This window comes from Tardiphaga sp. 20_F10_N6_6, assembly GCF_052076045.1.
GTDB classification, from domain to species: Bacteria; Pseudomonadota; Alphaproteobacteria; order Rhizobiales; family Xanthobacteraceae; genus Tardiphaga; species Tardiphaga robiniae.
This window is the reverse complement of sequence record NZ_CP197239.1, coordinates 4,056,900-4,081,118: the sequence shown is the minus strand read 5'-3', so window position 1 is coordinate 4,081,118 and position 24,219 is coordinate 4,056,900. Positions and strand designations below refer to the sequence as shown.

The following is a 24,219-nucleotide window of genomic DNA, read 5'->3' as shown; positions in this document are numbered from 1 at the left end:
ATTCCTGCCTGAACTTGAAATCAATGGGGATATGCGAACGCCCCGCGGGTGCGGGGCATTCGCCAACAGAATGGAGGCTTAGCCGAGCGCTTCGTCGAGGAAGGCCTTGAGCTGGGCGAGATGCTTGGACATCAGGCCGGTGGCGGTCGCTGCCGAAGCAGCGCGGCCGGCATAACGCGGACGCTTGTGGGTGGCGTTGATCTGGTTGAGCACCCATTCAAGATACGGTTCGATGAAGTGCCAGCCGCCCATGTTGCGCGGCTCTTCCTGACACCAGACGAATTCCGCACCCTTGAAGCGGGTCAACTCCTGCACCAGCGTCTTCAGCGGCACCGGATAGAGCTGCTCGATGCGCATCAGGTAGACGTCGTCGATGCCGCGCTTCTCGCGCTCCTCGTAGAGGTCATAATAGACCTTGCCGGAGCACAGCACGACGCGACGGATCTTGTTGTCGGCGGTGAGCTTGATCTTCTCGTCCGGCAGCTTCTCCGCATCGTCGAACAACACGCGATGGAACGATGTGTCGGCACCGAGTTCGCTCAGCTTCGACACCGCACGCTTGTGGCGCAGCAGCGACTTCGGCGTCATGACGATCAGCGGCTTGCGAATCTCACGCTTCAACTGACGACGCAGCATGTGGAAGTAGTTGGCCGGAGTAGTCGGATAGACCACCTGCATGTTGTCTTCGGCGCACATCTGGAGGAAACGCTCAAGGCGTGCGGAGGAATGCTCCGGGCCCTGGCCTTCATAGCCATGCGGCAGCAGGCAGACGAGGCCCGACATACGCAGCCACTTGCGTTCACCCGAGGAGATGAACTGGTCGAACAGCACCTGTGCGCCGTTGGCGAAGTCGCCGAACTGCGCTTCCCAGATGGTCAGCGCCTTCGGCTCGGCCAGCGAGTAGCCGTATTCGAATCCGAGCACGGCTTCTTCGGACAGCAGCGAGTTGATGACCTCGTAGTGACCCTGGTCGGGCTTGAGGTGGTTGAACGGCGTGTAGCGGCTTTCGTCTTCCTGGTCGAACAGCACCGAATGGCGCTGCGAGAAGGTGCCGCGCTCCGAGTCCTGGCCGGACAGCCGGACATGGTGGCCTTCTTCCATCAGGGTACAGAATGCCAGCGCCTCGCCCGTCGCCCAGTCGATGCCTTCGCCACTATCGATCGCCTTGGCGCGGGTATCGAGGAAACGTTGCACCGTGCGATGAACGCGGAAACCATCGGGCACCTTGGTGATCTTGGCGCCGATCTCTTTCAGCGTCTTGACGTCGACGCCGGTCACGCCGCGACGGGGATCTTCCTCCTGGTCGGCATATTTGAAGCCGGCCCACTTGCCGTCGAGCCAGTCAGCCTTGTTCGGCTTGTAGCCGGCGCCGGCTTCGAGTTCGGCATCGAGACGGGCGCGCCAGTCGGCCTTCGCCTTATCGACTTCGCCCTCGGTCATCACGCCATCGGCGATGATGCGCTTGGCGTAGATATCCAGCGTCGACTGATGCGCGCCGATCTTCTTGTACATCACCGGCTGGGTGAACGCCGGCTCGTCGCCTTCGTTATGGCCGTGGCGGCGATAGCAGAACATGTCGATGACGACAGGCTTGTGGAACTTCTGCCGGAACTCGATCGCGATCTTGGCGGCGAATACCACCGCTTCCGGATCGTCACCGTTCACATGGAAGATCGGAGCATCGATCATCTTCGCGACATCGGACGGATAGGGCGACGAACGGGAGTAGCGCGGATAGGTGGTGAAGCCGATCTGGTTGTTGACGATGAAGTGGATCGAACCGCCGGTGCGATAACCCTTCAGGTCCGACAGCGCGAAGCATTCAGCAACCACACCCTGACCTGCGAAGGCCGCATCGCCATGCATCAGCAGCGGCAGCACGGAAATACGCTGGTCCGGCGGATCACCATTCTGGTCCTGCTTGGCGCGGACCTTTCCGAGCACCACGGGATCGACGATTTCAAGATGCGACGGGTTCGCCGTCAGCGACAGATGAATGTTGTTGTTATCGAACTCGCGATCCGACGAGGCGCCGAGGTGATACTTGACGTCACCCGAGCCTTCGACCTCGTCCGGATTGGCCGAGCCGCCCTTGAATTCATGGAACAGCGCGCGGTGCGGCTTGCCCATCACCTGGGTCAACACATTGAGGCGACCGCGATGTGGCATGCCGACGACGATGTCACGGACACCGAGGCTGCCGCCGCGCTTGATGATCTGTTCCAGCGCCGGGATCAGTGATTCGCCGCCGTCGAGGCCGAAGCGCTTGGTACCGGTGAACTTGACGTCGCAAAACTTCTCGAAGCCGTCGGCTTCGACCAGCTTCTGGAGGATGGCGCGGCGGCCTTCCGGCGTGAAGCTGATTTCCTTGTCCGGGCCTTCGATACGTTCCTGGATCCACGCCTTCTGCGCGCGGTTGGAAATGTGCATGAACTCGACGCCGAGGGTCTGGCAGTAGGTGCGCTGCAGGATCGCAACGATCTCGCGCAGCGTGCCGTATTCGAGGCCGATGACGTTATCGAGGAAGATCTTGCGGTCGTAGTCGGCATCGGTGAAGCCGTAGGAGCGCGGATCGAGCTCCTCGTGATCCTTCTGGCCTTCGATGCCCAGCGGATCGAGATTGGCGTGGAAATGGCCGCGCATGCGGAAGGCGCGGATCAGCATCAAGGCGCGTACCGAATCGCGGGTCGCCTGATTGATGTCGCCGGTCGGGGCGGCTGCACCGGGCTGGGCGGTCTTGGCGGCGAGCTTGGCGCCCATCACCTTCTCGACCTCGGCCCAGTTGCCGTCCATGGCGGAGGTTAGGTCGTCCTTGGGCGTCAGCGGCCAGTTGGCCTTCTCCCAGGACGGGCCTTCGGCGTTCTTTTGAACGTCGGCGGGCGAGTCCTTCAGGCTCTTGAAGAACTCCTGCCACTCGGCGTCAACTGAGGAGGGGTCCTTTTCGTAACGGGCATAGAGTTCGTCGATGTAAGTGGCGTTTGCGCCTTGCAGAAATGAAGAGAGTGCAAAGGCGGCGTTCGCGTCCTGGCGAGACATGATGGCGTCCTGATTTGGTATCGCGCGGAAATTTTAGCGAGGGCTGATCCGGTTGCCGGACCATCCTAAAGTCGAGCGAGCTTCTACCCTATTTAATCCGAATGTGCGCCCTGAAAAGCACGAAGAACTGAATATTTCGTCAATTCTTTGTGCGCGAGATTTTGTCCGCTGATTTCAGTCGACGACACTGAGGTCTTCCTTAGCCAAAGCGGCAGCGCCTCCTTGCAGTCCGGCGCGCCGGGTGCGGCGGATTTTGGGCGGCCCGCAAGCCTCGTCGAGCAGGGCATTGGCGGCCATGCCGGCGGCGTCTGCCACGGTCGGATCGCGGGTCACCATGGCGGCGACGATGGCGCCGTCCATCAAGAGGCCGATCTGGTGCGCGAGAAAGTCCGGCTTCTTGGCGCCGGCGGCCTCGGCCAGTCCGGAGATGTGCTTGAGAATGAATGATTTGTGCCGGATCGTGATGTCGCGCAGCCGGGTCTCGTCCTTGGCGTGCTCGCCGACTGCATTGATGAAAACACAGCCATAATAGGTCTCTTCGGCAAACCAGCCCTTCAGCGCGGGGAAAATCGAATCCAGTTTTTCACGCGGAGTTCTGGCGCGTTCCACGGCGGCAATGAACCAGCCGCGCCAGGTCTCGCTCTCCGCCCTGAGCACGGCGTCGACCAGGTCGTCCTTGGATTTGAAGTTTTTGTAGAGGGTGGTTTTGGCCGTACCGGCCTCGCTGACGATGGCGTCTATGCCGGTGGCATTGATGCCATTCTTGCAGAACAGCCTTGTCGCCGCGTCCATCAGCCGCTCACGCGGCGTCACCTGCGGAACATTGCTCTCGACAGCCTGCGGCATCGCATCAGTCATGCCCTGTCATATGTCATGGCGCGCGCGCGGCGCAAGCGATCATCGGTTCCTGACCAATATTCGAGCGGGTAGATACGTATTTGCCGCGCTAAGCGGCAGTTCAGCGTCTGCCCCATTTCGCGTCAATTGCGTAACTCGCTGATCCCGCGTTGATTTTCGCATCGACCGACGCTGGCACGGTTTCTGCAAAGCTACAGAACGTTCTGTATCTATCCATTCTTCCAAGGGAGAAACCCAATGACTGCTGTTGCCGCCAAAACCGCCCTGACCGGCTGCCTCGCGCCGATCGACAAAGGCGGACTCGAACAGCTGATCGCCAACGGCAAAGCCAATCCCAATGTCATCAAGACGCTGAAGTGCAAAACGGTGGCCGAGGGCAAGTTCCGCCACGCCAACTACATCCGCAACCTGCCGCCTTACATCGTCGATGAGCCGCCGGCGCTGCTCGGCGACGACACTGCGCCGAATCCGTCAGAGGCGTCATTGGCGGCGCTTGGCTCCTGCATCGCCGTCGGTCTGCACGCAAATGCCGTGCATCGTGGTTGGACCGTCAACAAACTCGAACTGCAGCTCGAAGGCGATCTCAACATCACTGCCGTCTGGGGCACCGGCGACATCAGCGAGAAGCCGGTCGGTTTCACCGATGTGCGCATCAAGGTCGATATGGAATGCGAAGGCATCGCACAGGCCGAGATCGATGCGCTGATCACCCACGTCAAGAAGTGGTCGCCCGTCGCCAACACGTTTACGCGCCCGGTCAATCTCGAAGTCTCTGCCTGAATGTGAGTTAGCGCGGCCGCAGCGATGCGGCCGCGGTCTCTCTTCCTTGCGCGTGACGGAGATCGACATGACCACGACGGCAGTGCTGCGGAAATCTGACGATATTGAAGGGGCCGGCGACACACCGTCGCTCGTCGAACGAATAGCTGCCGTCGCGCGCACCGATCTTTCACCGATCGCTTTGGAGATAGATGAAGGCACGATCTATCCGGATCGGGCGCTACGTCATCTCGGCGGTGTTGGTGCCTGGTCGGCACACGCGGATCTCGGCGAGACGATCGCGGGCATCACCACCATCGGCGAGACCTGCGGCTCCACGGCCTTCATGGCGTGGTGCCAGAACACGCTGGTCTGGTACATCCTCAACTCCGACAATGCCGCACTGAAGGCGAAGTATCTGAGCGATGCCGCGAGCGGCAAGCTGCTCGGCGGCACCGGCCTGTCCAATCCGATGAAGAGCTTCTTTGGCATCGAGAAGCTCAAGCTGAAAGGTCGCCGCACCAACGGCGGTTACATCGTGCGCGGTGCTCTGCCATGGGTATCGAATCTTGGCCCCGACCATATGTTCGGCACCATCTTTGAACTCGATGACGGCTCCGGCGAGAAGGTGATGTTCCTCGCCGACTGCGCCGACGAGAATCTCTCGCTGACGCCGTGCAAGCCGTTCCTCGCGATGGATGGCACCGGCACCTACGCCGTGCAATTCCGCGATGTCTTCATTCCAGACGGTCAGGTGCTCGCGGCACCGGCGATGCCTTTCGTGAAGAGAATTCGCGCGGGGTTCATCCTGATGCAGATGGGCATGGGGCTCGGGCTGGTGCGCGATTGCGTTGCTATCATGGAGAGCGTCAAGCCGTCGCTCGCCCACGTCAATTGCTTCCTGCCGCAGCAGTCCGAGGATTTCGCGGGTCTGCTGGCGAAGATGGAAGCCGAGACGATGATGCTCGCCGCCACACCCTTTGACACGAGCAATGCCTATTGGCGCAGCGTCGTCGAACTGCGTCTGCGCGCCGGCGACGCCGCCGTCGCCGCAGCCCATGCAGCGATGCTGCATTGTGGCGCGCGCGGCTATCTCAAATCGCACCGCGCCCAGCGCCGACTGCGCGAAGCCTATTTCGTGGCGATCGTCACCCCCGCCACCAAGCAGCTCAGAAAAATGCTCGCAGACAATGCGCGCGAATATCAGGGAGACCAGGGCGGGGCGTGATCCCGATCATGCAAATGATCCCGATCACGCGAACGGAAAGCGAATTGACTTAAGTCACGGCGAAACGACAGGCGATCCAGCACAAACGAATCAACAACGACGGTTCAACACAGAGGAGGCTTTCAATGGCTGAAGTTCTCATTTCCGCAGACGACCTCGTCACGTTCATGAAGTCAGAACCTTGTGTCATCATCGACACGCGCAATCCCGACGCCTATGCGGCCGGGCATATCCCCGGCGCCGTCAATCTCCATGAGATCTTTACGTTCCTCGCCACCTCGACGCCCGAAGGTATGGACGAGTTGAAGAAGAAGTTCGCTGCGGCCTTCGGCGGAGCCGGCCTGTCCGGCAGCGAGACTGCGGTGATCTACGAACAGTCGATGAATTCGGGCTTCGGCCAATCCTGCCGCGGCTACTTCCTGCTGGAGTTTCTCGGCTATCCCAAGATCAAGGTCCTGCATGGCGGCTTTGAAGCCTGGACCATGAAGGGCCTGCCGACCACCACGGATGTTCCGACGCCGACGGCAGCATCCTTCGTCATCAAGCCGGAAGCCGGTTCGATCCTGATCGATGCGGGCACCATGCAGGGCGCGCTCGGCAATCCGTCGATCGCCATCCTCGACGTACGCGATGTCGATGAATGGATCGGCGAAAGCTCGTCGCCCTATGGCAAGGATTTCTGCCCGCGCATGGGCCGCATTCCCGGCGCCGTCTGGATCGAGTGGTACCGCATGATGAAGCCGACATCGGAAGGCCCGCGCTTCAAGTCGAAGAACGAGATCCTCGCCGAATGCGCGACTGTCGGGATCACGCCGTCGACCACTGTCTATCTTTACTGCTTCAAGGGCGCACGCGCGTCGAACACGTTTCTCGCGCTAAAGAACGCCGGCGTGGCTGATGTCCGGATGTATTTTGGTTCGTGGAACGAATGGTCGCGCGATACGAAGTATCCAATCGAGGAAGGTTTGCCGCTGGTTGGCGAGAAGCAGGCGCAGGCGGCGTAGAACTCCAGTGTCCTCGCCCGGCCGGGCGCGCACTTGGACGGGGCGATCCAGTCAGAGTGTCAAAACAAAAGGCCCGCTCTCGCGAGCGGGCCTTTCTTTTCTCAACTCTGCCGAGCTCAGCTTAGCCCTTCAGCACATCAACCAGCGTGGTGCCGAGGCGGGCCGGCGACGGCGAGACGCGGATGCCGGCGGCTTCCATGGCCGCGATCTTCGACTGGGCGTCGCCCTTGCCGCCCGAGACGATGGCGCCGGCATGGCCCATGCGACGGCCGGGAGGTGCGGTGACGCCGCCGATGAAGCCGACCATCGGTTTCTTGCGGCCGCGCTTGGCTTCGTCCTTGATGAACTGTGCCGCGTCCTCTTCCGCCGAACCACCGATTTCGCCGATCATGATGATCGAGGTGGTCTTGGGGTCGGCCAGGAACATCTCGAGCACGTCGATGAACTCGGTGCCCTTGACCGGGTCGCCGCCGATGCCGACTGCCGAGCTCTGGCCGAGGCCGGCCTGGGTGGTCTGGAACACGGCTTCATAGGTCAGTGTGCCGGAGCGCGACAGGATGCCGACGCTGCCGGGCTTGAAGATGTTGGCCGGCATGATGCCGATCTTCGACTCACCAGCGGTGACGACGCCCGGGCAGTTCGGTCCGATCAGGCGCGACTTGGAGCCGGACAGCGAACGCTTGACGCGCACCATGTCGAGCACCGGAATGCCTTCGGTGATGCAGACGATCAGCGGAATCTCCGCGTCGATGGCTTCGCAGATCGCATCGGCTGCGCCCGGCGGCGGCACATAGATCACGGATGCATCGGCGCCGGTCTTGTCGCGGGCTTCGGCCACGGTGTCGAACACCGGCAGGCCGATATGCGTCGAGCCGCCTTTGCCCGGCGAAGTGCCGCCGACCATCTTGGTGCCGTAGGCAATCGCCTGTTCGGAGTGGAAGGTGCCGTTCTTGCCGGTAAAGCCCTGGCAGATGACCTTGGTGTTCTTGTCGATCAGGACGGACATCGGCTTACTTTCCCTTCACGGCGTTGACGATCTTCTGAGCGGCGTCGTCGAGATCGTCGGCGGGCAGAACGTTGAGACCGGATTCACGGATGATCTTCTTGCCTTCCTCGACATTGGTACCTTCGAGGCGGACAACCAGTGGCACCTGGAGGCCGACAGCCTTCACTGCGGCGACAACGCCGGCAGCGATGACATCGCATTTCATGATGCCGCCGAAGATGTTGACCAGGATGCCCTTCACGTTCGGATCGGCAGTGATGATCTTGAACGCTGCAGTCACCTTCTCCTCGGAAGCGCCGCCACCGACGTCGAGGAAGTTGGCCGGGCTTTCGCCATAGAGCTTGATGATGTCGAGCGTGGCCATTGCGAGGCCGGCGCCGTTGACCATGCAGCCGATGGTGCCGTCGAGCGCGATGTAAGCGAGGTCATATTTCGACGCCTCGATTTCCTTGGCGTCTTCTTCGGTCGTGTCGCGCAGCGCGACGATTTCCGGGTGACGATACAACGCGTTCGAGTCGAACGACATCTTGGCATCGAGGCACTTCAGTTCGCCCTGCTTGGAGATGATCAGCGGATTGATCTCCAGCATGTCCATGTCCTTGGCGATGAATGCGGTGTAGAGCTGCGACACCAGCTTCTCGGCCTGCTTGGCGAGATCGCCCTTGAGGCCCAGCGCCTGAGCCACGGTGCGGCCGTGGTGGCCCATCACGCCGGTGGCCGGATCGACCGAAAAGGTCACGATCTTGTCCGGGGTGTTGTGCGCGACTTCCTCGATGTTCATGCCGCCTTCGGTGGAAACCACGAAAGCAACGCGCGAGGTCTCACGGTCGACGAGGAGGGAGAGATAGAACTCCTTCTCGATGTCCGAGCCGTCTTCCAGATAGATCCGGTTGACCTGCTTGCCGGCCGGGCCGGTCTGTTCGGTGACGAGGGTCGCGCCGAGCATTTCCTTGACGAATTGCTTGGTCTCGTCGATCGACTTGGCGAGGCGGACGCCGCCCTTGTCGCCGGCCGATGCTTCCTTGAACTTGCCCTTGCCGCGGCCGCCGGCGTGGATCTGGCTCTTCACCACCCACAACGGACCGCCGAGCTGCTTGGCGGCAGCTTCCGCTTCCTCGGCCTTGAGGATGGGCACGCCCTTGGAAACGGGCACGCCGAATTCCTTCAGCACGGCCTTCGCCTGATATTCATGGATATTCATAAGTTGCTCCCGAACCCCGGATGGTGAACTTGGAATTCACGTCGTTTTCTTTGAACTGGCATACCGTATACCAAGCATGCTGCAAGTCAAAGCCGACGATAATTCCGCGTGACGGACGAATTGGCTGAGGGGTTCGTTGCAGTGTTTGCCAACGTCGTCAAATGCAAAACCGGCACCCAGAGGGTGCCGGTGAAGTGAGCGTGATCTTAGCTGAGCAGATCGGGTGCGATCTTCTTGCAGGCGTCCATCAGGCCGACCACCGAAGCCACCGACTTGTCGAAGCCTTCCTTGTCCTTGCCGAGGAGTTCGATCTCGACGATGCGCTCGACACCCTTCGCGCCGATGACAACGGGAACGCCGACATACATGTCCTTAACGCCGTATTCGCCGTTCAGGTGCACGGCGCAGGGCAGAACGCGCTTCTTGTCCTTGAGGTAGCTCTCGGCCATCGCGATGGCCGAGGCGGCCGGAGCGTAGAAGGCCGAACCGGTCTTCAGCAGGTTGACGATCTCGGCGCCGCCGTTGCGGGTACGGTCGACGATTTCGTCGATGCGGGCCTGCGAGGTCCAGCCCATCTTCACGAGGTCGGGCAGCGGGATGCCGGCAACGGTCGAATACTTGACCAGCGGAACCATGGTGTCGCCGTGGCCGCCGAGCACGAAAGCGGTGACGTCTTCGACCGACACATTGAATTCATCGGCCAGGAAGTAGCGAAAGCGCGCCGAGTCCAGCACGCCGGCCATGCCGACGACCTTGTTTGCTGGAAGGCCGCAGGCCTTCTGCAGCGCCCACACCATCGCGTCGAGCGGGTTGGTGATGCAGATGACGAAGGCGTTCGGGGCGTACTTCTTGATGCCTGCGCCAACCTGCTCCATCACCTTGAGGTTGATCGAGAGCAAGTCGTCGCGGCTCATGCCCGGCTTGCGCGGCACGCCGGCGGTGACGATGATGACGTCCGAACCTTCGATCGCCTCATAGGAGTTGGCGCCGGTCAACTTGGCGTCGAAGCCGTCGACCGGTGAGGACTGCGCGAGATCGAGCGATTTGCCCTGCGGCACACCTTCCGCAATGTCGAACATCACGACGTCGCCGAGTTCTTTCAGGCCGACGAGGTGAGCAAGTGTTCCGCCGATCTGACCAGAACCAATCAATGCGATTTTGTTACGCGCCATGGGAAATCTATCCTTTAAGCCCGAAGGGGTAGGGAGGGAGCAGGAAATGCTGACAGGCTGGTTATCCCTTTCGCGGACACCGTTCAAGTCGGGGCCTGCCCAATTGTCGAGCGCCGGCCTGCAATGCAAATTATTATGAGTGAACTGGAAATTGGAATCGCTCGCAAAAGTACCGATTCCGCTTTGATATCGATCTGATCGCGCGCGTCAGGTTTCGACCAGGCCCGTGGTGGCGCCTGACGCGGTGGAATCGCTGCGGCCGTGGGGCAGGGCCAGATATGTTTCTGAACCCATCTCGAACAGCCGCGACGCGGTCCGCGCGAATTCCATTGCCTCGAAACCTTCGCTGGCCTGATACAGCGCGTGCGGTTCGCCGGCGGCTGAGGCCATCAGCTTCACGGCATTGTCATAGAGCGTGTCGATCAGCGCGATGAAGCGTTTGGCGGCGTTGCGGTCGCCGTAGTCCATCATCGGAATATGTTCGATGAACAGCGTGTGATAGTCGTGCGCCAGTTTCAGATAGTCTGATGCGCCAAGCGGCTTCTCGCAGAGGTCGCCAAATGAAAACCGGGCCACGCCCTGTGCTTCCAGGGGAACACGCAGCTTGCGACCCTTGATCGAGATATCACGCGACCTTGCCGGTGCGCCGCCCGTGAGCTTTGCCCAGGCCTTGTCGAGCGCGGCCTTTGCTACATCATCGTCCGGCACCAGCCAGCTCTTTACGCCGGCCAGCTTTTCCAATCGATAGTCTGTGCGCGAATCCAGTTTGCGCACTTCCATATGATCTTCGATCTGTTTGATGAACGGCAAAAACAGCGCGCGGTTGAGGCCGCCTTTGTAAAGATTGACGGGTTCGACATTGGACGTCGCGAAGACGACGGTGCCGAGTTCGAACAGCCGTGCGAACAGTCGGCCGAGGATCATCGCATCGGCGATGTCGGTGACGTGAAATTCGTCGAAGCAGAGGAGCCAGGCTTCGTCGAAGATCGAATTCGCCGTCAGCGCGATGACATCGCCGTCGGGGAGCTCGCCGCTCGCGATTTTCTGGCGAAAATTATAGATGCGCTCATGGGTGTCGGCCATGAACTCATGGAAATGGGCGCGACGCTTATGCGTGACCGCGCTGGCTTCGAAGAACAGGTCCATCAGCATGGTCTTGCCGCGGCCGACCTCGCCATGGACGTAGAGACCGCGCGGCGGTTGCATATCCTTGTCGCCGAACAGGCGTCCGAAGAAGCCCTGCTTGCGCGGTGGCTTATAGGTGGACAGCGCAGCATCGAGCGCCGCGATGGCCTCGACGGCGCCGGCCTGCGCCGGGTCAGCCTCGATGGCGCCGGAGGCAACGAGGGCTTGATATTGTTCGCGGAAGGATTGAGGAGGGCTGGACGACATGGGCCCCTAACGGCCCCATGCGCCCGGAAAATGCAAGATGCGAATTGGTCGAAGCGGATATGCGCTCATGCGCAGAGCGCGTAGGAATCCTCGACCAGATAAGGGCCGCCGCCCGTGGATGCCCGCGAGGAGAACAGCACGAAGCGCGAGGCGGTGAAGATCTTCGTCGGGAAGTAGCCGCGCACCGAAAGATAGTCGGCGACGTCGCGGTCGCAGGAATCGCGCAGTCGGGCCAGCGTGACATGCGGCGTGAATTTGCGGCCCTCGGGCTCGAGCCCGCAGCGGCGCACCAGCCGTTCCAGTTCGGATTGCAGTTCAAGCAGCGGACGGCTCGGCTCGACCGCAGCGACGACAGCGCGGGGTTTCTTGCCGCCGAAGCTCGAAAGGCCACGCACCGCGACCTCGAAGGGTCTGCGCTCCACGCGTGACATCAGATCGGCGATTTCGTTGGCGGAAACGCCATCGATATCGCCGATGAAGCGAAGCGTGACATGATAATTTTCGGGATCGATCCAGCGTGCGCCTGGCAGGCCGCCACGCAAATTGGCCAATGTCTGGCCGATCTCGGCTGGTATCTCCAGTCCGGCGAACAAACGCGGCATAGTCAGCTCCTCTTTGCCGGGGCGCGATTTTCGCCGAAAGGTGCTGACTACGGTGTGCTTACGCACGCCCGCACCCCTCGGCGAAAATCATGCCCGAACAAACGAGCCGGTGACGAATCACCGATGTCTTTTTTTACCCGACTTCTGTGACTCTGCGAAGCAGATGCCGCGCTCGGTGCATGAAGGTTCCGTGAAAAACCGTCATGAAGGTTGAGGCTGCCTGTTTCTCAACTGCGTTGCCCAGCGATAGTGCCGACAAATGCCTCGACGCTGGGCAGGATGTTTTTCACGACGATGTCGACGCCCTCCGCTGTCGGATGCATCGCGTCGGCCTGGTTGAGCTTGCTGTCCCCGGCGACGCCTTCGAGAAAGAACGAATAGAGCGGCACGCCAAATTGCTTGGCGAGATCCGGATAGATCGAATTGAACTTTTCCGCATAGTCGGCGCCGTAGTTCGGCGGTGCCACCATGCCGCAGAGAAGCACGGCGATGTTGCGGGCCTTCAGCCGCGTCAGAATCTCGGTGAGTGCCGCACGCGGGACCTTCGGATCGGTGCCGCGCAGCGCGTCGTTGGCGCCGAGTTCGACGATCACGCCCTGCGTCCCCTCGGGCACCGACCAGTCGAGCCGCCCGAGGCCGCCCGAGGTGGTATCCCCGGATACACCGGCATTGATCATCTCGACCTCTATCCCCTTGTCCTTCAGGGCCTTTTGTAGCCGGACCGGAAACGCGGCTGCCGCCGGCAGGCCATAACCTGCGCTCAGGGAGTCTCCCAGCACGACCAGTTTGACGGGCTTGGCCGTGCCGGTGGCGACCGTCTGCGCCGTGGCGGTGGGGATCGGAAGTGCGACCGTCAGCCCGGCGACGACCAGCCACATAAACGTGCGCAGCAGCCCCTCGACCGCCGCAAACGAAGTGCCATATGAAGCTCGCATGGATACTTTCATTGAAGCCTCATCATCGGCCGGCGTTTCGCCGGACACCATTTCAATCTCGAACATCAACCTCTCGCTCGGCACCGGCGCCGCGCGGGTGCATATCCTCAAGGATATCAGCCTGCGCGTCGGATCGGGTGAAGCGATCGGGCTGATTGGCCCGTCGGGCTCCGGCAAGTCCACGCTGCTGATGGTGATGGCGGGGCTGGAGCGTCCTGACTCCGGTCAGGTGGTGGTCAATGGCACCTCTTTCAATGATCTCGATGAGGACGGATTGGCGCGGTTTCGCGGCCGTCATGTCGGCATCGTCTTCCAGTCCTTTCACCTGATCCCGACCATGACGGCGCTGGAGAATGTCGCGGTACCGCTGGAGCTGGCAGGTCATCCCGACCCAGCCGGCCGTGCGGCGCGCGAGCTGGAAGCGGTCGGCCTTGGCGCCCGTCTGCATCACTATCCGACCCAGCTTTCCGGTGGCGAGCAGCAGCGCGTCGCGCTGGCGCGCGCATTGGCGCCGGATCCTGCGATCCTGGTCGCCGACGAGCCGACCGGCAATCTCGACGAATCCACCGGCGGCCAGATCGTCGATCTCTTGTTCGCGCAGCACGCGCAGCGCGGCATGACGCTGGTGCTGGTGACTCACGACAATACGCTGGCGCATCGCTGCGACCGCGTGGTGCGATTACGTTCCGGCCGGATCGATGGGCCCGCCACCGAGCGCAACTGGGTCGAGACGGCCTGATCCGATGACCATCACCGAGACCATTCCTAACAGCCGAGGCCCGTCGCTGGCGTTGCGTTACGCTTTCCGCGAGCTGCGCAGCGGCCTGCGCGGCTTCTACGTTTTCATCGCCTGCATCGCGCTGGGCGTCATGGCCATCGCAGGCGTCGGTTCGGTCGCGGCAAGTTTGGGCGAGGGCGTGGCGCGCGAAGGCCGTACGCTGCTCGGCGGCGACGTGGCATTCTCGCTGATGCAGCGTGAGGCCAAGCCGGAAGAACTCGCCTTCTTGCGCGCACGCGGTGCGGTGTCGGTTGCCGCAACGCTGCGCGGCATGGCGCGCGCGCCGGACGGCAATCTTGCGCTTGTTGAGATCAAGGCCGTCGATGGCAGCTATCCCTTGCTCGGCAAGGCGACCCTGGCGCCGGACATGCCGATGAGCGATCTGCTCGCCGAACGTGACGGGGCCTATGGCGCCGCGACGGATACGACATTGATGGCCCGGCTAGGCCTCAAGGTTGGTGACCGCCTCACGGTCGGTAATGCGACGTTCGAGCTTCGCAGCGAAATTTCAGCGGAGCCCGACAAACTCGCTGGCGGTGTCGGGTTCGCGCCGCGTTTCCTCACCAGCGAGGACGCTCTGCGCGCCACCAAGCTTCTGCAGCCCGGCAGTCTGGTGCGCTGGATCTATCGTGTTCGCCTGCCGGACACCGTTTCCGGCGATCGTGCTGCCAAGGCGCTGGCTGACGATGCGCGTGCCCAATTGCCGCAAGCCGGCTGGGAAATCCGTTCGCGCGACAACGCGTCGCCGCAGCTTGAGCGTACCATCACGCGATTCACCCAGTTCCTGACATTGGTCGGCCTCGCGTCCCTGCTGGTCGGCGGCGTCGGCGTCGCCAATGCCGTGAAGAGCCATATCGATCGCCGCCGCGATGTCATCGCGTCGTTGAAAGCGCTTGGCGCGACCGGCCGCGACGTATTCGCGATCTACCTCACCCAGGTACTGGTGCTGGCGGTGATCGGCTCGCTGATCGGTATGGTGGTCGGTGCGTCCTTGCCGTTTGCCATTGTCGGCCTGTTCGGCAAGCTGCTGCCGCTGCCGGTGGTGCCGGCGCTTCATCTCGGTGAGCTGGCATTGTCGTTGCTGTACGGGCTGCTGACGGCGCTGGCCTTCGGCCTATGGCCCTTGGCGCGCGTACACGACGTGCCGGTTGCGGCGCTGTTTCGTGATGCGGCATTGACGGAATCTCACCGGCCGAAGTTGCGCTACATACTCTGGATGGCACTCGTGGTCGGGGTGCTGATCGCGGTGGTGGTCGGGCTCGCTTACGACAAACGCGTCGCTGCCGTATTTGTGGTGTCGTCGATGGTCGTTTTCGCCTTGCTGCGCGGTATCGCCGGCGCATTGATGGCTTTTGCGCGCAAATTACCGCGGCCGAGCATGACCATGCTGCGGCTGGCTATTGCCAATATCTACCGGCCGGGCGCGCTGACGCCGTCGGTGGTGATGTCGCTCGGGCTCGGCCTGACCGTGCTGGTGACCGTCACCCAGATCGACGGCAATCTGCGCCGGCAGTTCATGGCAGCGCTGCCGGAGAAGGCGCCGTCGTTCTATTTCATCGACATTCCCTCCACCGAGGCCGACCGCTTCAGCGCGTTTCTCAGGGAGAAGCAGCCGCAGTCGACCGTCGAGGATGTGCCGATGCTGCGCGGCCGGATCGTCGCCGCGCGCGGCGTCAAGGCAGAAGACCTCAAGCCGTCATCCGATGCCGAATGGGTACTGCAGAGCGACCGCGGCCTCAGTTACACCAACGAGGTTCCGCGTGGCTCCAAGCTGGTCGAGGGCGAATGGTGGGCGCCCGACTATAGCGGCCCGCCACTGGTGTCGTTCGAGAAGAAGCTGGCCGACGGGCTCGGGCTCAAACTGGGCGACGAGGTCACCGTCAACGTGCTCGGCCGCGATATCACCGCCAGGATAGGCAATATGCGGTCCGTCGACTGGCAGAGCCTCGGCATCAATTTCGTCCTGGTGTTCTCGCCCAATACCTTCCGCGGTGCGCCGCATACCCATATTGCCACGCTGACCGAACCGAAGTCCGATCCGTCCCAGGACGCCGGTCTGGTCAAGGCGGTGGCCGACGCATTCCCGATGATCACCACCGTGCGGGTCCGGGAAGCGCTCGACACTGTGGGATCGGTTGTTACAAATCTCGTGCTGGCGATCCGCGGTACTAGCGCGGTGACGCTGCTCTCGGCCATCCTCGTGCTCGGTGGCGCGCTGGCCGCCGGTCACCGGCATCGCGTCTATGACGCCGTGATTCTCAAGACCCTCGGCGCAACGCGTGCGCGGCTTTTGGGTGCCTATGCCCTCGAATATCTGATGATCGGCCTGGCCACGGCGGTGTTTGGGGTCATCGCCGGCTCGGTGGCGGCGTGGCTGATCGTCACGCGCCTGATGACGCTGAGCTTTGTCTGGCAGGCTGGCAGCGCGGCTGGCGTCGTGCTGGCGGCGCTAATTGTCACAGTGGGTTTGGGCCTGGTGGGTACGTTGGTAGCCTTGAACCAGAAGCCTGCCACCGTGTTACGGAATTTGTGACCTGTTTTGACACGAAGCAGCCTTTGCACGGGCTGATTCGTGCAAAATGACTGAGAAATCGCCAAGCTTGCGTCAGGCTGAAAGTTTACCCGGTTGCCTCAATGCAAATCGGAGCGACATTCCGCCACGCGTGGAAGCTTGCAGCGAATGTGTTAGTTTACCACATACCCTATGGGTCAGGCATCGAGCGCAGATGACATCGATTTTTTATGAAATCGAGTTTAGTGTCAGGAAGCGCAGATATCTGGGATATAATTCGAACCGGCGACGCGAACCCTTTGCGATCAGCCGGACAACATCGAGGTTTCGACCATGTCGGATCTAGACCGTAACTATGCTTCCCCCTTCGGCCGGGCCGGCGCGCGCGATGCCGCTGCCGTGGACGCCGGACTGCGCTCCTACATGCTGCGCATCTACAACTACATGACGATCGGTCTGGCCATCACCGGCCTGGCTGCTCTCGGCGTGTACATGGCGGCTGTCACGACCGATCCGTCGGGCGCTGCTGCCCGGATCGGCAGCTCCTACCTGACGCCGTTCGGCTATGCGATGTTCGTGAGCCCGCTGAAGTGGGTGTTCATCCTGGCGCCTCTGGTCATGGTGTTCGCCATCTCGTTCGGCATCAACCGGCTGAAGCCGGCCACCGCGCAACTGCTGTTCTGGGCCTTCGCGGCTCTGATGGGCATCTCGCTGTCGTCGATCTTCCTGGTGTACACGCACACATCGATCGTGCGGGTGTTCTTCATTACCGCTGCCTCGTTCGGTGCGCTGAGCCTTTACGGCTACACCACCAAGCGTGACATGACGGGCATGGGCTCGTTCCTGCTGATGGGCCTGTTCGGCATCATCATCGCGAGCGTCGTGAACATCTTCGTCGCTTCGTCGATGCTGCAGTTCATCGTGTCGGTCGTCGGCGTGCTGATCTTCGCGGGCCTCACTGCCTACGATACCCAGCGGTTGAAGAACGACTACATCTACGGTTACGCCTCGCAGGGCGGCGATATCGCCGAGCGCGCGGCGATCACCGGTGCCCTGTCGCTCTACTTGAACTTCATCAACCTGTTCACGCTGCTGCTGCAGCTGCTCGGACAGCGCGAATAAGCTCAGAGCATAGAGAAGATCTTAGCCCCGACCGAAAGGCCGGGGCTTTTCTTTTGGGTGGAGCAAAAATAGTCTCAGCGCCATGTCCGATATTGAAATCAGGCCCGCCACGGCGGCAGATCTGCCCGCGATCACCGCGATCTATGCCGAGGCGGTGCAGTTCGGCACGGCCACGTTCGAACTGATCCCGCCAGATTTGGCCGAGATGACGCGACGTTTCGAGGGGATGGTGAGCGGGGGCTATCCGTATCTCGCGGCTGTGCTGGAAGGCCGGGTTGTCGGCTATGCCTATGCCAGCGCGCATCGCCCGCGACCGGCTTATCGCTTTACCGTCGAGAATTCGATTTATCTCGATCCGAAAGCCCAACGGCGAGGCGTTGGCGGCAAACTTCTCGCGCGGTTGATCGCCGAATGCGAGAGCCGCGGCTACCGCCAGATGGTCGCCGTGATCGGTGACAGCGCGAATGCTGGCTCCATCGCGGTTCATCGCAATGCCGGATTTCAGATGGTTGGGGTGCATACCGATGTCGGGTTCAAGTTCGATCGCTGGCTTGATACCGTTTCGATGCAGCTCGCACTTGGCGACGGCGCCCGCACGCTGCCCTGACGCTCTGCGAATCGATTACACCACCGCCAGCTTGCGATCGATCACCAGGAGCACGCGGTCGAGTTCCTGGCCGCGGCGCAGAATCATGCCGCTGGCCGAAATCACGCTATACATGCCCTGCTTGCGCGCCAGTCGCGGATCTTTCTCGATGCGATAGAGCGGCACTTCCGACGAGCGGCGGAACACCGAGAACACCGCGCGGTCGCGCAGAAAGTCGATGGCGTAATCGCGCCACTCACCGTCGGAGACCATACGGCCGTACAGGTTGAGGATGCGGCTGAGCTCAAGGCGATTGAAGCTGACGACGGGCGCGGCGGCGGCAGAGCCCGTCGCCGCGCGATTCTCGGTGGGCTCAGTATCTCCCGGAATCACATTCATGCAGCGCCTCCTGTCATATCGTCGACATGATCGCGCCGACCGCGGTCCTCTGCAAGGGCCGATCCGCAGGGCTGATGGTAGAAATTTCCCGTCACGGGAACGTCAGGTGAATCTTATTGCCGCCAAATTTTGGCCCATCGGGCGCCCTTCTGGATTGCGACAAGAAGATACTGCGTCGGGTCCGGTTCTTCCGGTCTCGGATTCCTCAGCCCCCAGCCCCCCGCGGTCGTTGGGATCGGACCCTGCGCAGGAAGTTAATCCCCACTGGGCCAACGCAAGTTGGTCCTTTTCTTTTTGGTGGATGCTTTTGCGAGACCATCAAGCGTCATTGCGATAGGCGAAGCGACGAAGGAATCCAGTTTTCGCCGAGGGCTCACAATGATGCAGGCATGCCGCGCGTAAGCGCAGCAGCTACCGAAGTTATCAATCGGAAGACTTACTGTAGCGACGTATAGGCCGCGCCGCGCATCGCGCCGGGCTTGTCGCGCGTGCCGTCTTGCACATAAACGACGGCGGCATCGACACCATCCCTGGAGATGTTCTCCAGCGGCAGCGTCCAGTTGGCGGCGTTGCCGGTCCAGTCACCGACCTTCAGCCAGTTCCGGACGACATTGTAGTAGGTCAGTTGCTTGCCGCGATTCTCGCCGCGACCGACCGTGATCGGCACTGCCTTCGACACGGAACAGATCCAGACTTCGCCATGCGCTGTATCGGGCGCATTGCTCGATGCGGCAACGGACACGTTGACGTGTTTGCCAGAGACGGACATCGACACCGGCACCGTCATCACGGTGCCTTTCTTGGTTTCGCTGATCGCGCCCTGGATACGATCGGCATCGCTGCCGATCACTTGAGTGGCGCCGTTGACGACGACTTGCGGCGTGTAGACGTCACGATCGCCGCGCATCTGTGAATAGGCCTTCTGCCGCGCGCTGAAACGCGAGTCGGCCAGCGTGTCCTTCCAGCCCAGGTAGTCCCAGTAGTCGATCGGCATGCTCAATGCGATCACGGACGGGTCTTGGGCGAGGTCGCCGATGATCTTGTCTGCAGGCGGGCAGGACGAGCAACCTTGCGAGGTAAACAGCTCCACCACGGCCCTAGGCTGGGCCAGCGCGTTACCGCTTGCTGCAATGGCGGCGCACACGCTGAGCGCGCCAGTCCACTGCGATATGCCACCAAAGGATTTCATGAGGTTTTGCCACGCTCGAGGTGAGACACATAACAGACGGTGTCGCACATTGGTGTCGCTAACACGTTCATGCCCTCAAACGCCAGAAGGCGGCCCTTCATAGGCCGCCTTCTGTTCACTAGCCACTCACTTCGCGGTGAGGCACTACGTCACACCACGTATGGGCGTCAGGCTGCAAGCTGACGCAGCACGTAATGCAGGATGCCGCCATTGCGGTAATATTCGAGCTCGTCCAGCGTATCGATGCGGCAGAGCAGCGTCTCCTTGTGGAGTGAGCCATCGGCCGACACGATTTCCGCCACCATCTGCTGGCGCGGCTTGATGTCGCCGGTCAGGCCGCGGATCGTGACCTTCTCGTCGCCCTTGAGGCCGAGTTTCTTCCACGATGAGCCGTTCTCGAAGGTTAGCGGCAGAATGCCCATGCCGACCAGATTGGATCGATGAATACGTTCGAAGCTTTCGGTAATCACGGCGCGAACGCCGAGCAGACGGGTGCCCTTTGCAGCCCAGTCGCGCGACGAACCGTTGCCGTATTCGGCACCGCCGAACACGACCAGCGGCACTTGTTCGGCCTGGTACTTCATCGCGGCGTCGTAGATCGACATCGCTTCGCCATCGGGCCAGTGCTTGGTCATGCCGCCTTCCGGTACGTTGCCGTCAGCACCCTGCATCATGAAGTTCTTGATGCGGATATTGGCAAAGGTGCCGCGCATCATCACTTCGTGGTTGCCGCGGCGCGTGCCGTACTGGTTGAAGTCGGCCGGGCGCACCTGGTGCTCCGACAGATACTTGCCCGCGGGTGAGGTGAGCTTGATCGAACCGGCAGGCGAGATGTGGTCGGTAGTGATCTTGTCGCCGAACAGAGCCAGGATGCGCGCATCGATGATGTCGGTGGTCGGCTCCGGTTCCTTCTTCATGCCTTCGAAGTAGGGTGGGTTCTGCACATAGGTCGAACCCATGTTCCACTTGTAGGTCTCGCTCTCGACCGTCTTGATCTTGCGCCAGTTGGCGTCGCCGTCGAACACGTTTGCGTACTTCTTCTTGAAGATCGTCGACGTCACGTACTTCTTGATGAAGGCGTTGATATCCTTCGTGGTCGGCCAGATGTCTTTCAGGAACACCGGCTTGCCATCTTTACCTTCGCCGATCGGCTCGATCGCGAGATTCTTGGTCACCGTACCGGCAAGTGCGTGCGCGACGACCAGCGGCGGCGAGGCGAGATAGTTTGCCTGCACGTCCGGCGAGACGCGACCCTCGAAGTTACGGTTGCCCGAAAGAACCGCTGCGGCAACGATGCCGTTGTCGTTGATCGACTTCGAAATCTCCGGCGGCAGCGGGCCGGAATTGCCGATACAGGTGGTGCAGCCGAAGCCGACGAGGTTGAAGCCGATCTTGTCGAGGTCGAGCTGCAAGCCGGAATTGGCGAGATATTCAGCGACGACCTGCGAGCCCGGCGCCAGCGAGGTCTTCACCCACGGCTTGGTCTTGAGGCCCTTGGCCACGGCGTTACGTGCCAGCAGGCCGGCGGCGATCAGCACGCTCGGATTCGAGGTGTTGGTGCAGGAGGTGATGGCAGCGATCACCACGTCGCCATGGCCGACATCGAAGTTCTTGCCCTCGACGGGGAAGCGCGCGTTGTGGTTATCCGGCTTCTTGTATTCGGTGGTTAGCGCGGCAGAGAAGCCTTCGGCGATGGCGGGCAGTGCGACGCGGCCTTCCGGACGCTTCGGGCCGGCCATCGAGGGTACGACGTCGCCGAGATCGAGCTTCAGCGTTTCGGTGAACACCGGATCGGGCGACTTGGCGGTGCGGTACAGGCCCTGCGCCTTGGCATAAGCGGCAACCAGTGCGACACGCGCCGATTTGCGGCCCGAAGTTTTCAGATAGTCGATGGTGGCGGCATCGACCGGGAAGAAGCCGCAGGTCGCGCCATATTCCGGCGCCATATTTCCGATTGTCGCCTTGTCAGCGACCGACATGGCGTCGAGGCCGGGGCCGTAGAATTCCACGAACTTGCCGACGACGCCCTGCTTGCGCAGCATCTGGGTGACGGTGAGCACGAGGTCGGTGGCGGTGACGCCTTCCTTGAGTGCGCCCGACAGCTTGAAGCCGACCACGTCGGGCAGCAGCATCGACTGCGGCTGGCCTAGCATCGCGGCTTCCGCCTCGATGCCGCCGACGCCCCAGCCGAGCACGGCGAGGCCGTTGACCATGGTGGTATGCGAGTCGGTGCCGACCAGCGTGTCCGGATAGGCGACCTCGAAGGTGCCGGTCTTCTTGCCGACCGTCATCTTCTGCTTCTTCGTCCAGACGGTCTGGGCGAGATATTCGAGATTGACCTGGTGGCAGATGCCGGTGCCGGGCGGCACGACGGAGAAATTCGAGAACGCGCTCTGGCCCCACTTCAGGAACTCGTAGCGCTCCTTGTTCTGCTTGTACTCTTCGGCGACGTTCTTGCCGAACGCCTTGTTGTCACCGAAGAAGTTCACGATCACCGAGTGGTCGATGACCAGATCGACCGGGACCAGCGGGTTGATCTTCTTGGGATCGCCCTTCAGCGCCTGCATCGCATTACGCATGGCAGCGAGATCGACCACCGCCGGGACGCCGGTGAAGTCCTGCATCAGCACGCGCGCAGGGCGGAACGAGATTTCGTGCTCAAGCTTGCGCTTCTTCAGCCATTTCGAGAAAGCAACGATGTCTTCCTTCTTGACGCTGCGGCCGTCCTCGTTGCGCAGCAGGTTTTCCAGCAGGACCTTCATCGAATACGGCAGCTTCGAAATGCCTGTCAGACCATTTTTCTCAGCGAGCGGCAGGCTGTAGTACACGTAAGTTTTAGCGCCCACCTTGAGGGTTTTTTGGCACTTGAAACTGTCGAGCGAGGTCATGTGAAGGGGTCCCAATTCAGTTGACCGATACCCGGAAAGGGGTATCGAGACACCGTCGGCGTAGAAGGCCGGTTTGCTTGCAGGCGCCGATTGTGTGCTGCATCAAGTTCCGACTTATAGAATCTTTCTAGAACCGCTGCCATATCGACAATCGTTTGCAGCCCTGCGAAATGATGCAACAACGCCGCGGCGACCTCTGGACCAAATCAGATGGTCATGGAAGGGTTAAGATGCGGCTCTCGGGGCGCAATTTGAGATGCCTGCGGGGTGGCCGCGAAGTCTTCGCCGGGCTCGATTTCGATGCCACAGCAGGCACGGCCGTGGCGGTCATTGGCCCTAACGGGGCAGGCAAAACCTCATTGCTGCGGTTGATCGCAGGCCTGCTGGCGCCGGCCGAGGGCTCCATCGCTCTCGAGGGCGGCGACGGCGAAATGACCGTTGCCGAACAGGCCCATTACCTGGGCCACCGCGACGCCATGAAATCGGCTTTGACGGTGATGGAAAACCTGACCTTCTGGGCCGACTTCCTCGGTGGCAGGCCGGCCGATCCAGCCACGTGCATTGCAGCAGTAGGCCTCTCCCATGCCGCAGCATTGCCCGCGGGTTTCTTGTCAGCCGGCCAGCGCCGCCGGCTGTCAATTGCGCGTCTGCTGGCCGTCCGCCGTCCGATCTGGCTGCTCGACGAGCCGACCGCAGCGCTGGATCTCGCCAGCCAGCGAGTGTTTGCTGGGCTGATGACAGATCATCTCGCATCGGGCGGACTGGTCATCGCTGCAACCCATGGCCCGCTCGGCATTCCCGCCCGGGAGTTGCGCATCGGGGGTGAGGTGTGACTGCCCTTGGCGCGTTGATTCGACGCGACATCCGCATTGCCGTCCGGGTCGGCGGCGGGGCGCTGATCGGTGTGCTGTTCTTTCTGACGGTTGTCGTGCTGATGCCTTTCGCGCTGGGGCCGGATCTAGCGCTGCTGGCACGACTGGGGCCGGCGATTCTATGGCTCGGGGCGCTGCTCGCGAGCCTGCTGACGCTGGACCGGTTGTTTACCGCCGATCACGACGATGGCTCGCTGGATCTCATTCTGATGAGCCGGACGCCACTGGAACTCGCCTGCGCCGCCAAGGCTCTTGCACACTGGCTGGCCGCGGGCGTGCCGCTGATCGTCGCGACGCCAGTGTTGGGGCTGCTGCTCAATCTCGACGGACCGGCGACGCTGGCGGTCGCCCTGACGCTGTTGGCGGGCACGCCGGCGCTGACCTTCACCGGCATGATCGGGGCCGCGCTGGCGGTGACCCTGCAGCGCGGAGGGCTCTTGCTGGCGGTGCTGGTGTTGCCGTTATCGATACCGGTGCTGATTTTCGGCGTTGCGGCCTCCAATGCGGCCATCGCCGGACAGTTGTCATTCTCGACGCCATTCTCGATCCTCTGCGCGCTATCGCTGGCGAGCCTCGTGATCGGGCCTTTCGCGGCGGCGGCGAGCCTGCGGCATGGACTGGATTGAGACAGTTGGATGGATCACGACAGGCTGAGACACTGGATTGACCTGGGTCAACTC

At 61.8% G+C, this 24,219-nt stretch carries 20 protein-coding genes; 9 read left to right on the top strand and 11 right to left on the bottom strand.

Going from position 1 to position 24,219, the window contains the following annotated elements:
• Positions 1 to 78 precede the first annotated feature (78 nt).
• The gene (locus AB7813_RS19615) at positions 79 to 3,036 is read right to left on the bottom strand and encodes a 2-oxoglutarate dehydrogenase E1 component (protein ID WP_439065379.1); all 2,958 of its coding nucleotides are present in this window, start codon (positions 3,034 to 3,036) and stop codon (positions 79 to 81) included.
• Positions 3,037 to 3,210: 174 nt separating this feature from the next.
• Positions 3,211 to 3,894, bottom strand: coding sequence for a TetR/AcrR family transcriptional regulator (locus AB7813_RS19610; RefSeq protein ID WP_309941723.1), 684 nt, complete (start codon positions 3,892 to 3,894; stop codon positions 3,211 to 3,213).
• Between the two features lie 237 nt (positions 3,895 to 4,131).
• On the opposite strand from AB7813_RS19610, the gene AB7813_RS19605 reads away from it, so the two are divergent.
• The 3 genes from AB7813_RS19605 (at position 4,132) to AB7813_RS19595 (ending at position 6,885) form a co-directional block, all read left to right on the top strand.
• The gene (locus AB7813_RS19605) at positions 4,132 to 4,674 is read left to right on the top strand and encodes an OsmC family protein (protein WP_184512455.1); all 543 of its coding nucleotides are present in this window, start codon (positions 4,132 to 4,134) and stop codon (positions 4,672 to 4,674) included.
• A gap of 67 nt (positions 4,675 to 4,741) precedes the next feature.
• Positions 4,742 to 5,881, top strand: coding sequence for an acyl-CoA dehydrogenase family protein (locus tag AB7813_RS19600; protein ID WP_441228285.1), 1,140 nt, complete (start codon positions 4,742 to 4,744; stop codon positions 5,879 to 5,881).
• A gap of 125 nt (positions 5,882 to 6,006) precedes the next feature.
• The gene (locus AB7813_RS19595; RefSeq protein ID WP_439065377.1) at positions 6,007 to 6,885 is read left to right on the top strand and encodes a sulfurtransferase; all 879 of its coding nucleotides are present in this window, start codon (positions 6,007 to 6,009) and stop codon (positions 6,883 to 6,885) included.
• A gap of 121 nt (positions 6,886 to 7,006) precedes the next feature.
• Here AB7813_RS19595 and sucD read toward each other — a convergent pair whose 3' ends face one another.
• The 6 genes from sucD to AB7813_RS19565 all read right to left on the bottom strand — a co-directional run bounded on the left by sucD (position 7,007) and on the right by AB7813_RS19565 (position 13,193).
• On the bottom strand, positions 7,007 to 7,891 hold the full coding sequence (sucD, locus tag AB7813_RS19590) for a succinate--CoA ligase subunit alpha (RefSeq protein ID WP_093757749.1): 885 nt from the start codon (positions 7,889 to 7,891) through the stop codon (positions 7,007 to 7,009).
• A 4-nt stretch (positions 7,892 to 7,895) separates the two neighbouring features.
• Positions 7,896 to 9,092 carry an ADP-forming succinate--CoA ligase subunit beta gene (gene sucC, locus AB7813_RS19585; protein ID WP_089263274.1) on the bottom strand — a complete coding sequence of 399 codons (1,197 nt, stop codon included), beginning with the start codon at positions 9,090 to 9,092 and terminating at the stop codon, positions 7,896 to 7,898.
• A gap of 206 nt (positions 9,093 to 9,298) precedes the next feature.
• Entirely contained in the window at positions 9,299 to 10,264 is a 966-nt protein-coding gene (gene mdh, locus AB7813_RS19580) for a malate dehydrogenase (RefSeq protein WP_439078776.1), read from the bottom strand.
• A 207-nt stretch (positions 10,265 to 10,471) separates the two neighbouring features.
• Positions 10,472 to 11,656 carry a cell division protein ZapE gene (zapE, locus tag AB7813_RS19575; protein ID WP_441228284.1) on the bottom strand — a complete coding sequence of 395 codons (1,185 nt, stop codon included), beginning with the start codon at positions 11,654 to 11,656 and terminating at the stop codon, positions 10,472 to 10,474.
• A 65-nt stretch (positions 11,657 to 11,721) separates the two neighbouring features.
• Positions 11,722 to 12,258 carry an RNA 2',3'-cyclic phosphodiesterase gene (thpR, locus tag AB7813_RS19570; protein ID WP_089263280.1) on the bottom strand — a complete coding sequence of 179 codons (537 nt, stop codon included), beginning with the start codon at positions 12,256 to 12,258 and terminating at the stop codon, positions 11,722 to 11,724.
• Positions 12,259 to 12,485: 227 nt separating this feature from the next.
• Positions 12,486 to 13,193, bottom strand: coding sequence for an arylesterase (locus AB7813_RS19565; protein ID WP_441228283.1), 708 nt, complete (start codon positions 13,191 to 13,193; stop codon positions 12,486 to 12,488).
• Here AB7813_RS19565 and AB7813_RS19560 point away from each other — a divergent pair.
• From AB7813_RS19560 to AB7813_RS19545, 4 genes are all read left to right on the top strand, one after another.
• Complete coding sequence (locus AB7813_RS19560; protein ID WP_089263284.1) at positions 13,192 to 13,932, top strand: ABC transporter ATP-binding protein; 741 nt, start codon at positions 13,192 to 13,194, stop codon at positions 13,930 to 13,932. The two genes, AB7813_RS19565 and AB7813_RS19560, sit on opposite strands and share 2 nt — an antisense overlap.
• 4 nt (positions 13,933 to 13,936) lie before the next feature.
• Complete coding sequence (locus tag AB7813_RS19555) at positions 13,937 to 16,504, top strand: ABC transporter permease (RefSeq protein ID WP_441228282.1); 2,568 nt, start codon at positions 13,937 to 13,939, stop codon at positions 16,502 to 16,504.
• Between the two features lie 312 nt (positions 16,505 to 16,816).
• Complete coding sequence (locus AB7813_RS19550) at positions 16,817 to 17,605, top strand: Bax inhibitor-1/YccA family protein (protein WP_089263288.1); 789 nt, start codon at positions 16,817 to 16,819, stop codon at positions 17,603 to 17,605.
• 82 nt (positions 17,606 to 17,687) lie between these two features.
• Positions 17,688 to 18,212, top strand: coding sequence for a GNAT family N-acetyltransferase (locus AB7813_RS19545; RefSeq protein ID WP_089263290.1), 525 nt, complete (start codon positions 17,688 to 17,690; stop codon positions 18,210 to 18,212).
• A gap of 15 nt (positions 18,213 to 18,227) precedes the next feature.
• On the opposite strand, the gene AB7813_RS19540 is transcribed toward AB7813_RS19545, so the two are convergent.
• The 3 genes from AB7813_RS19540 to acnA all read right to left on the bottom strand — a co-directional run bounded on the left by AB7813_RS19540 (position 18,228) and on the right by acnA (position 22,667).
• The gene (locus AB7813_RS19540) at positions 18,228 to 18,590 is read right to left on the bottom strand and encodes a DUF2794 domain-containing protein (RefSeq protein WP_089263291.1); all 363 of its coding nucleotides are present in this window, start codon (positions 18,588 to 18,590) and stop codon (positions 18,228 to 18,230) included.
• 436 nt (positions 18,591 to 19,026) lie between these two features.
• A complete protein-coding gene (locus AB7813_RS19535) occupies positions 19,027 to 19,779 on the bottom strand; it encodes a DUF1223 domain-containing protein (protein ID WP_441228281.1) in 753 nt (250 codons plus the stop codon).
• Positions 19,780 to 19,946: 167 nt separating this feature from the next.
• Positions 19,947 to 22,667: an aconitate hydratase AcnA gene (acnA, locus tag AB7813_RS19530; protein ID WP_175369275.1), complete on the bottom strand. Its 2,721-nt coding sequence runs from the start codon at positions 22,665 to 22,667 to the stop codon at positions 19,947 to 19,949.
• 230 nt (positions 22,668 to 22,897) lie between these two features.
• On the opposite strand from acnA, the gene ccmA reads away from it, so the two are divergent.
• Both ccmA and ccmB read left to right on the top strand, forming a co-directional pair.
• Entirely contained in the window at positions 22,898 to 23,500 is a 603-nt protein-coding gene (gene ccmA / locus AB7813_RS19525) for a heme ABC exporter ATP-binding protein CcmA (RefSeq protein WP_441228978.1), read from the top strand.
• Positions 23,497 to 24,165 (top strand): heme exporter protein CcmB, encoded by a 669-nt coding sequence (ccmB, locus tag AB7813_RS19520; RefSeq protein WP_441228280.1) that lies wholly within the window; start codon positions 23,497 to 23,499, stop codon positions 24,163 to 24,165. Before ccmA ends, ccmB begins: the two co-directional genes overlap by 4 nt.
• Positions 24,166 to 24,219: the final 54 nt, after the last annotated feature.

Excerpts from the sequence above, each read along its gene's own strand:
- AB7813_RS19615 (WP_439065379.1), bottom strand. The coding sequence starts at position 3,036 with ATGTCTCGCCAGGACGCGAACGCCGCCTTTGCACTCTCTTCATTTCTG.
- AB7813_RS19610 (WP_309941723.1), bottom strand. The coding sequence starts at position 3,894 with ATGACTGATGCGATGCCGCAGGCTGTCGAGAGCAATGTTCCGCAGGTG.
- AB7813_RS19605 (WP_184512455.1), top strand. The coding sequence starts at position 4,132 with ATGACTGCTGTTGCCGCCAAAACCGCCCTGACCGGCTGCCTCGCGCCG.
- AB7813_RS19600 (WP_441228285.1), top strand. The coding sequence starts at position 4,742 with ATGACCACGACGGCAGTGCTGCGGAAATCTGACGATATTGAAGGGGCC.
- AB7813_RS19595 (WP_439065377.1), top strand. The coding sequence starts at position 6,007 with ATGGCTGAAGTTCTCATTTCCGCAGACGACCTCGTCACGTTCATGAAG.
- sucD (WP_093757749.1), bottom strand. The coding sequence starts at position 7,891 with ATGTCCGTCCTGATCGACAAGAACACCAAGGTCATCTGCCAGGGCTTT.
- sucC (WP_089263274.1), bottom strand. The coding sequence starts at position 9,092 with ATGAATATCCATGAATATCAGGCGAAGGCCGTGCTGAAGGAATTCGGC.
- mdh (WP_439078776.1), bottom strand. The coding sequence starts at position 10,264 with ATGGCGCGTAACAAAATCGCATTGATTGGTTCTGGTCAGATCGGCGGA.
- zapE (WP_441228284.1), bottom strand. The coding sequence starts at position 11,656 with ATGTCGTCCAGCCCTCCTCAATCCTTCCGCGAACAATATCAAGCCCTC.
- thpR (WP_089263280.1), bottom strand. The coding sequence starts at position 12,258 with ATGCCGCGTTTGTTCGCCGGACTGGAGATACCAGCCGAGATCGGCCAG.
- AB7813_RS19560 (WP_089263284.1), top strand. The coding sequence starts at position 13,192 with ATGGATACTTTCATTGAAGCCTCATCATCGGCCGGCGTTTCGCCGGAC.
- AB7813_RS19565 (WP_441228283.1), bottom strand. The coding sequence starts at position 13,193 with ATGCGAGCTTCATATGGCACTTCGTTTGCGGCGGTCGAGGGGCTGCTG.
- AB7813_RS19555 (WP_441228282.1), top strand. The coding sequence starts at position 13,937 with ATGACCATCACCGAGACCATTCCTAACAGCCGAGGCCCGTCGCTGGCG.
- AB7813_RS19550 (WP_089263288.1), top strand. The coding sequence starts at position 16,817 with ATGTCGGATCTAGACCGTAACTATGCTTCCCCCTTCGGCCGGGCCGGC.
- AB7813_RS19545 (WP_089263290.1), top strand. The coding sequence starts at position 17,688 with ATGTCCGATATTGAAATCAGGCCCGCCACGGCGGCAGATCTGCCCGCG.
- AB7813_RS19540 (WP_089263291.1), bottom strand. The coding sequence starts at position 18,590 with ATGAATGTGATTCCGGGAGATACTGAGCCCACCGAGAATCGCGCGGCG.
- AB7813_RS19535 (WP_441228281.1), bottom strand. The coding sequence starts at position 19,779 with ATGAAATCCTTTGGTGGCATATCGCAGTGGACTGGCGCGCTCAGCGTG.
- acnA (WP_175369275.1), bottom strand. The coding sequence starts at position 22,667 with ATGACCTCGCTCGACAGTTTCAAGTGCCAAAAAACCCTCAAGGTGGGC.
- ccmA (WP_441228978.1), top strand. The coding sequence starts at position 22,898 with ATGCGGCTCTCGGGGCGCAATTTGAGATGCCTGCGGGGTGGCCGCGAA.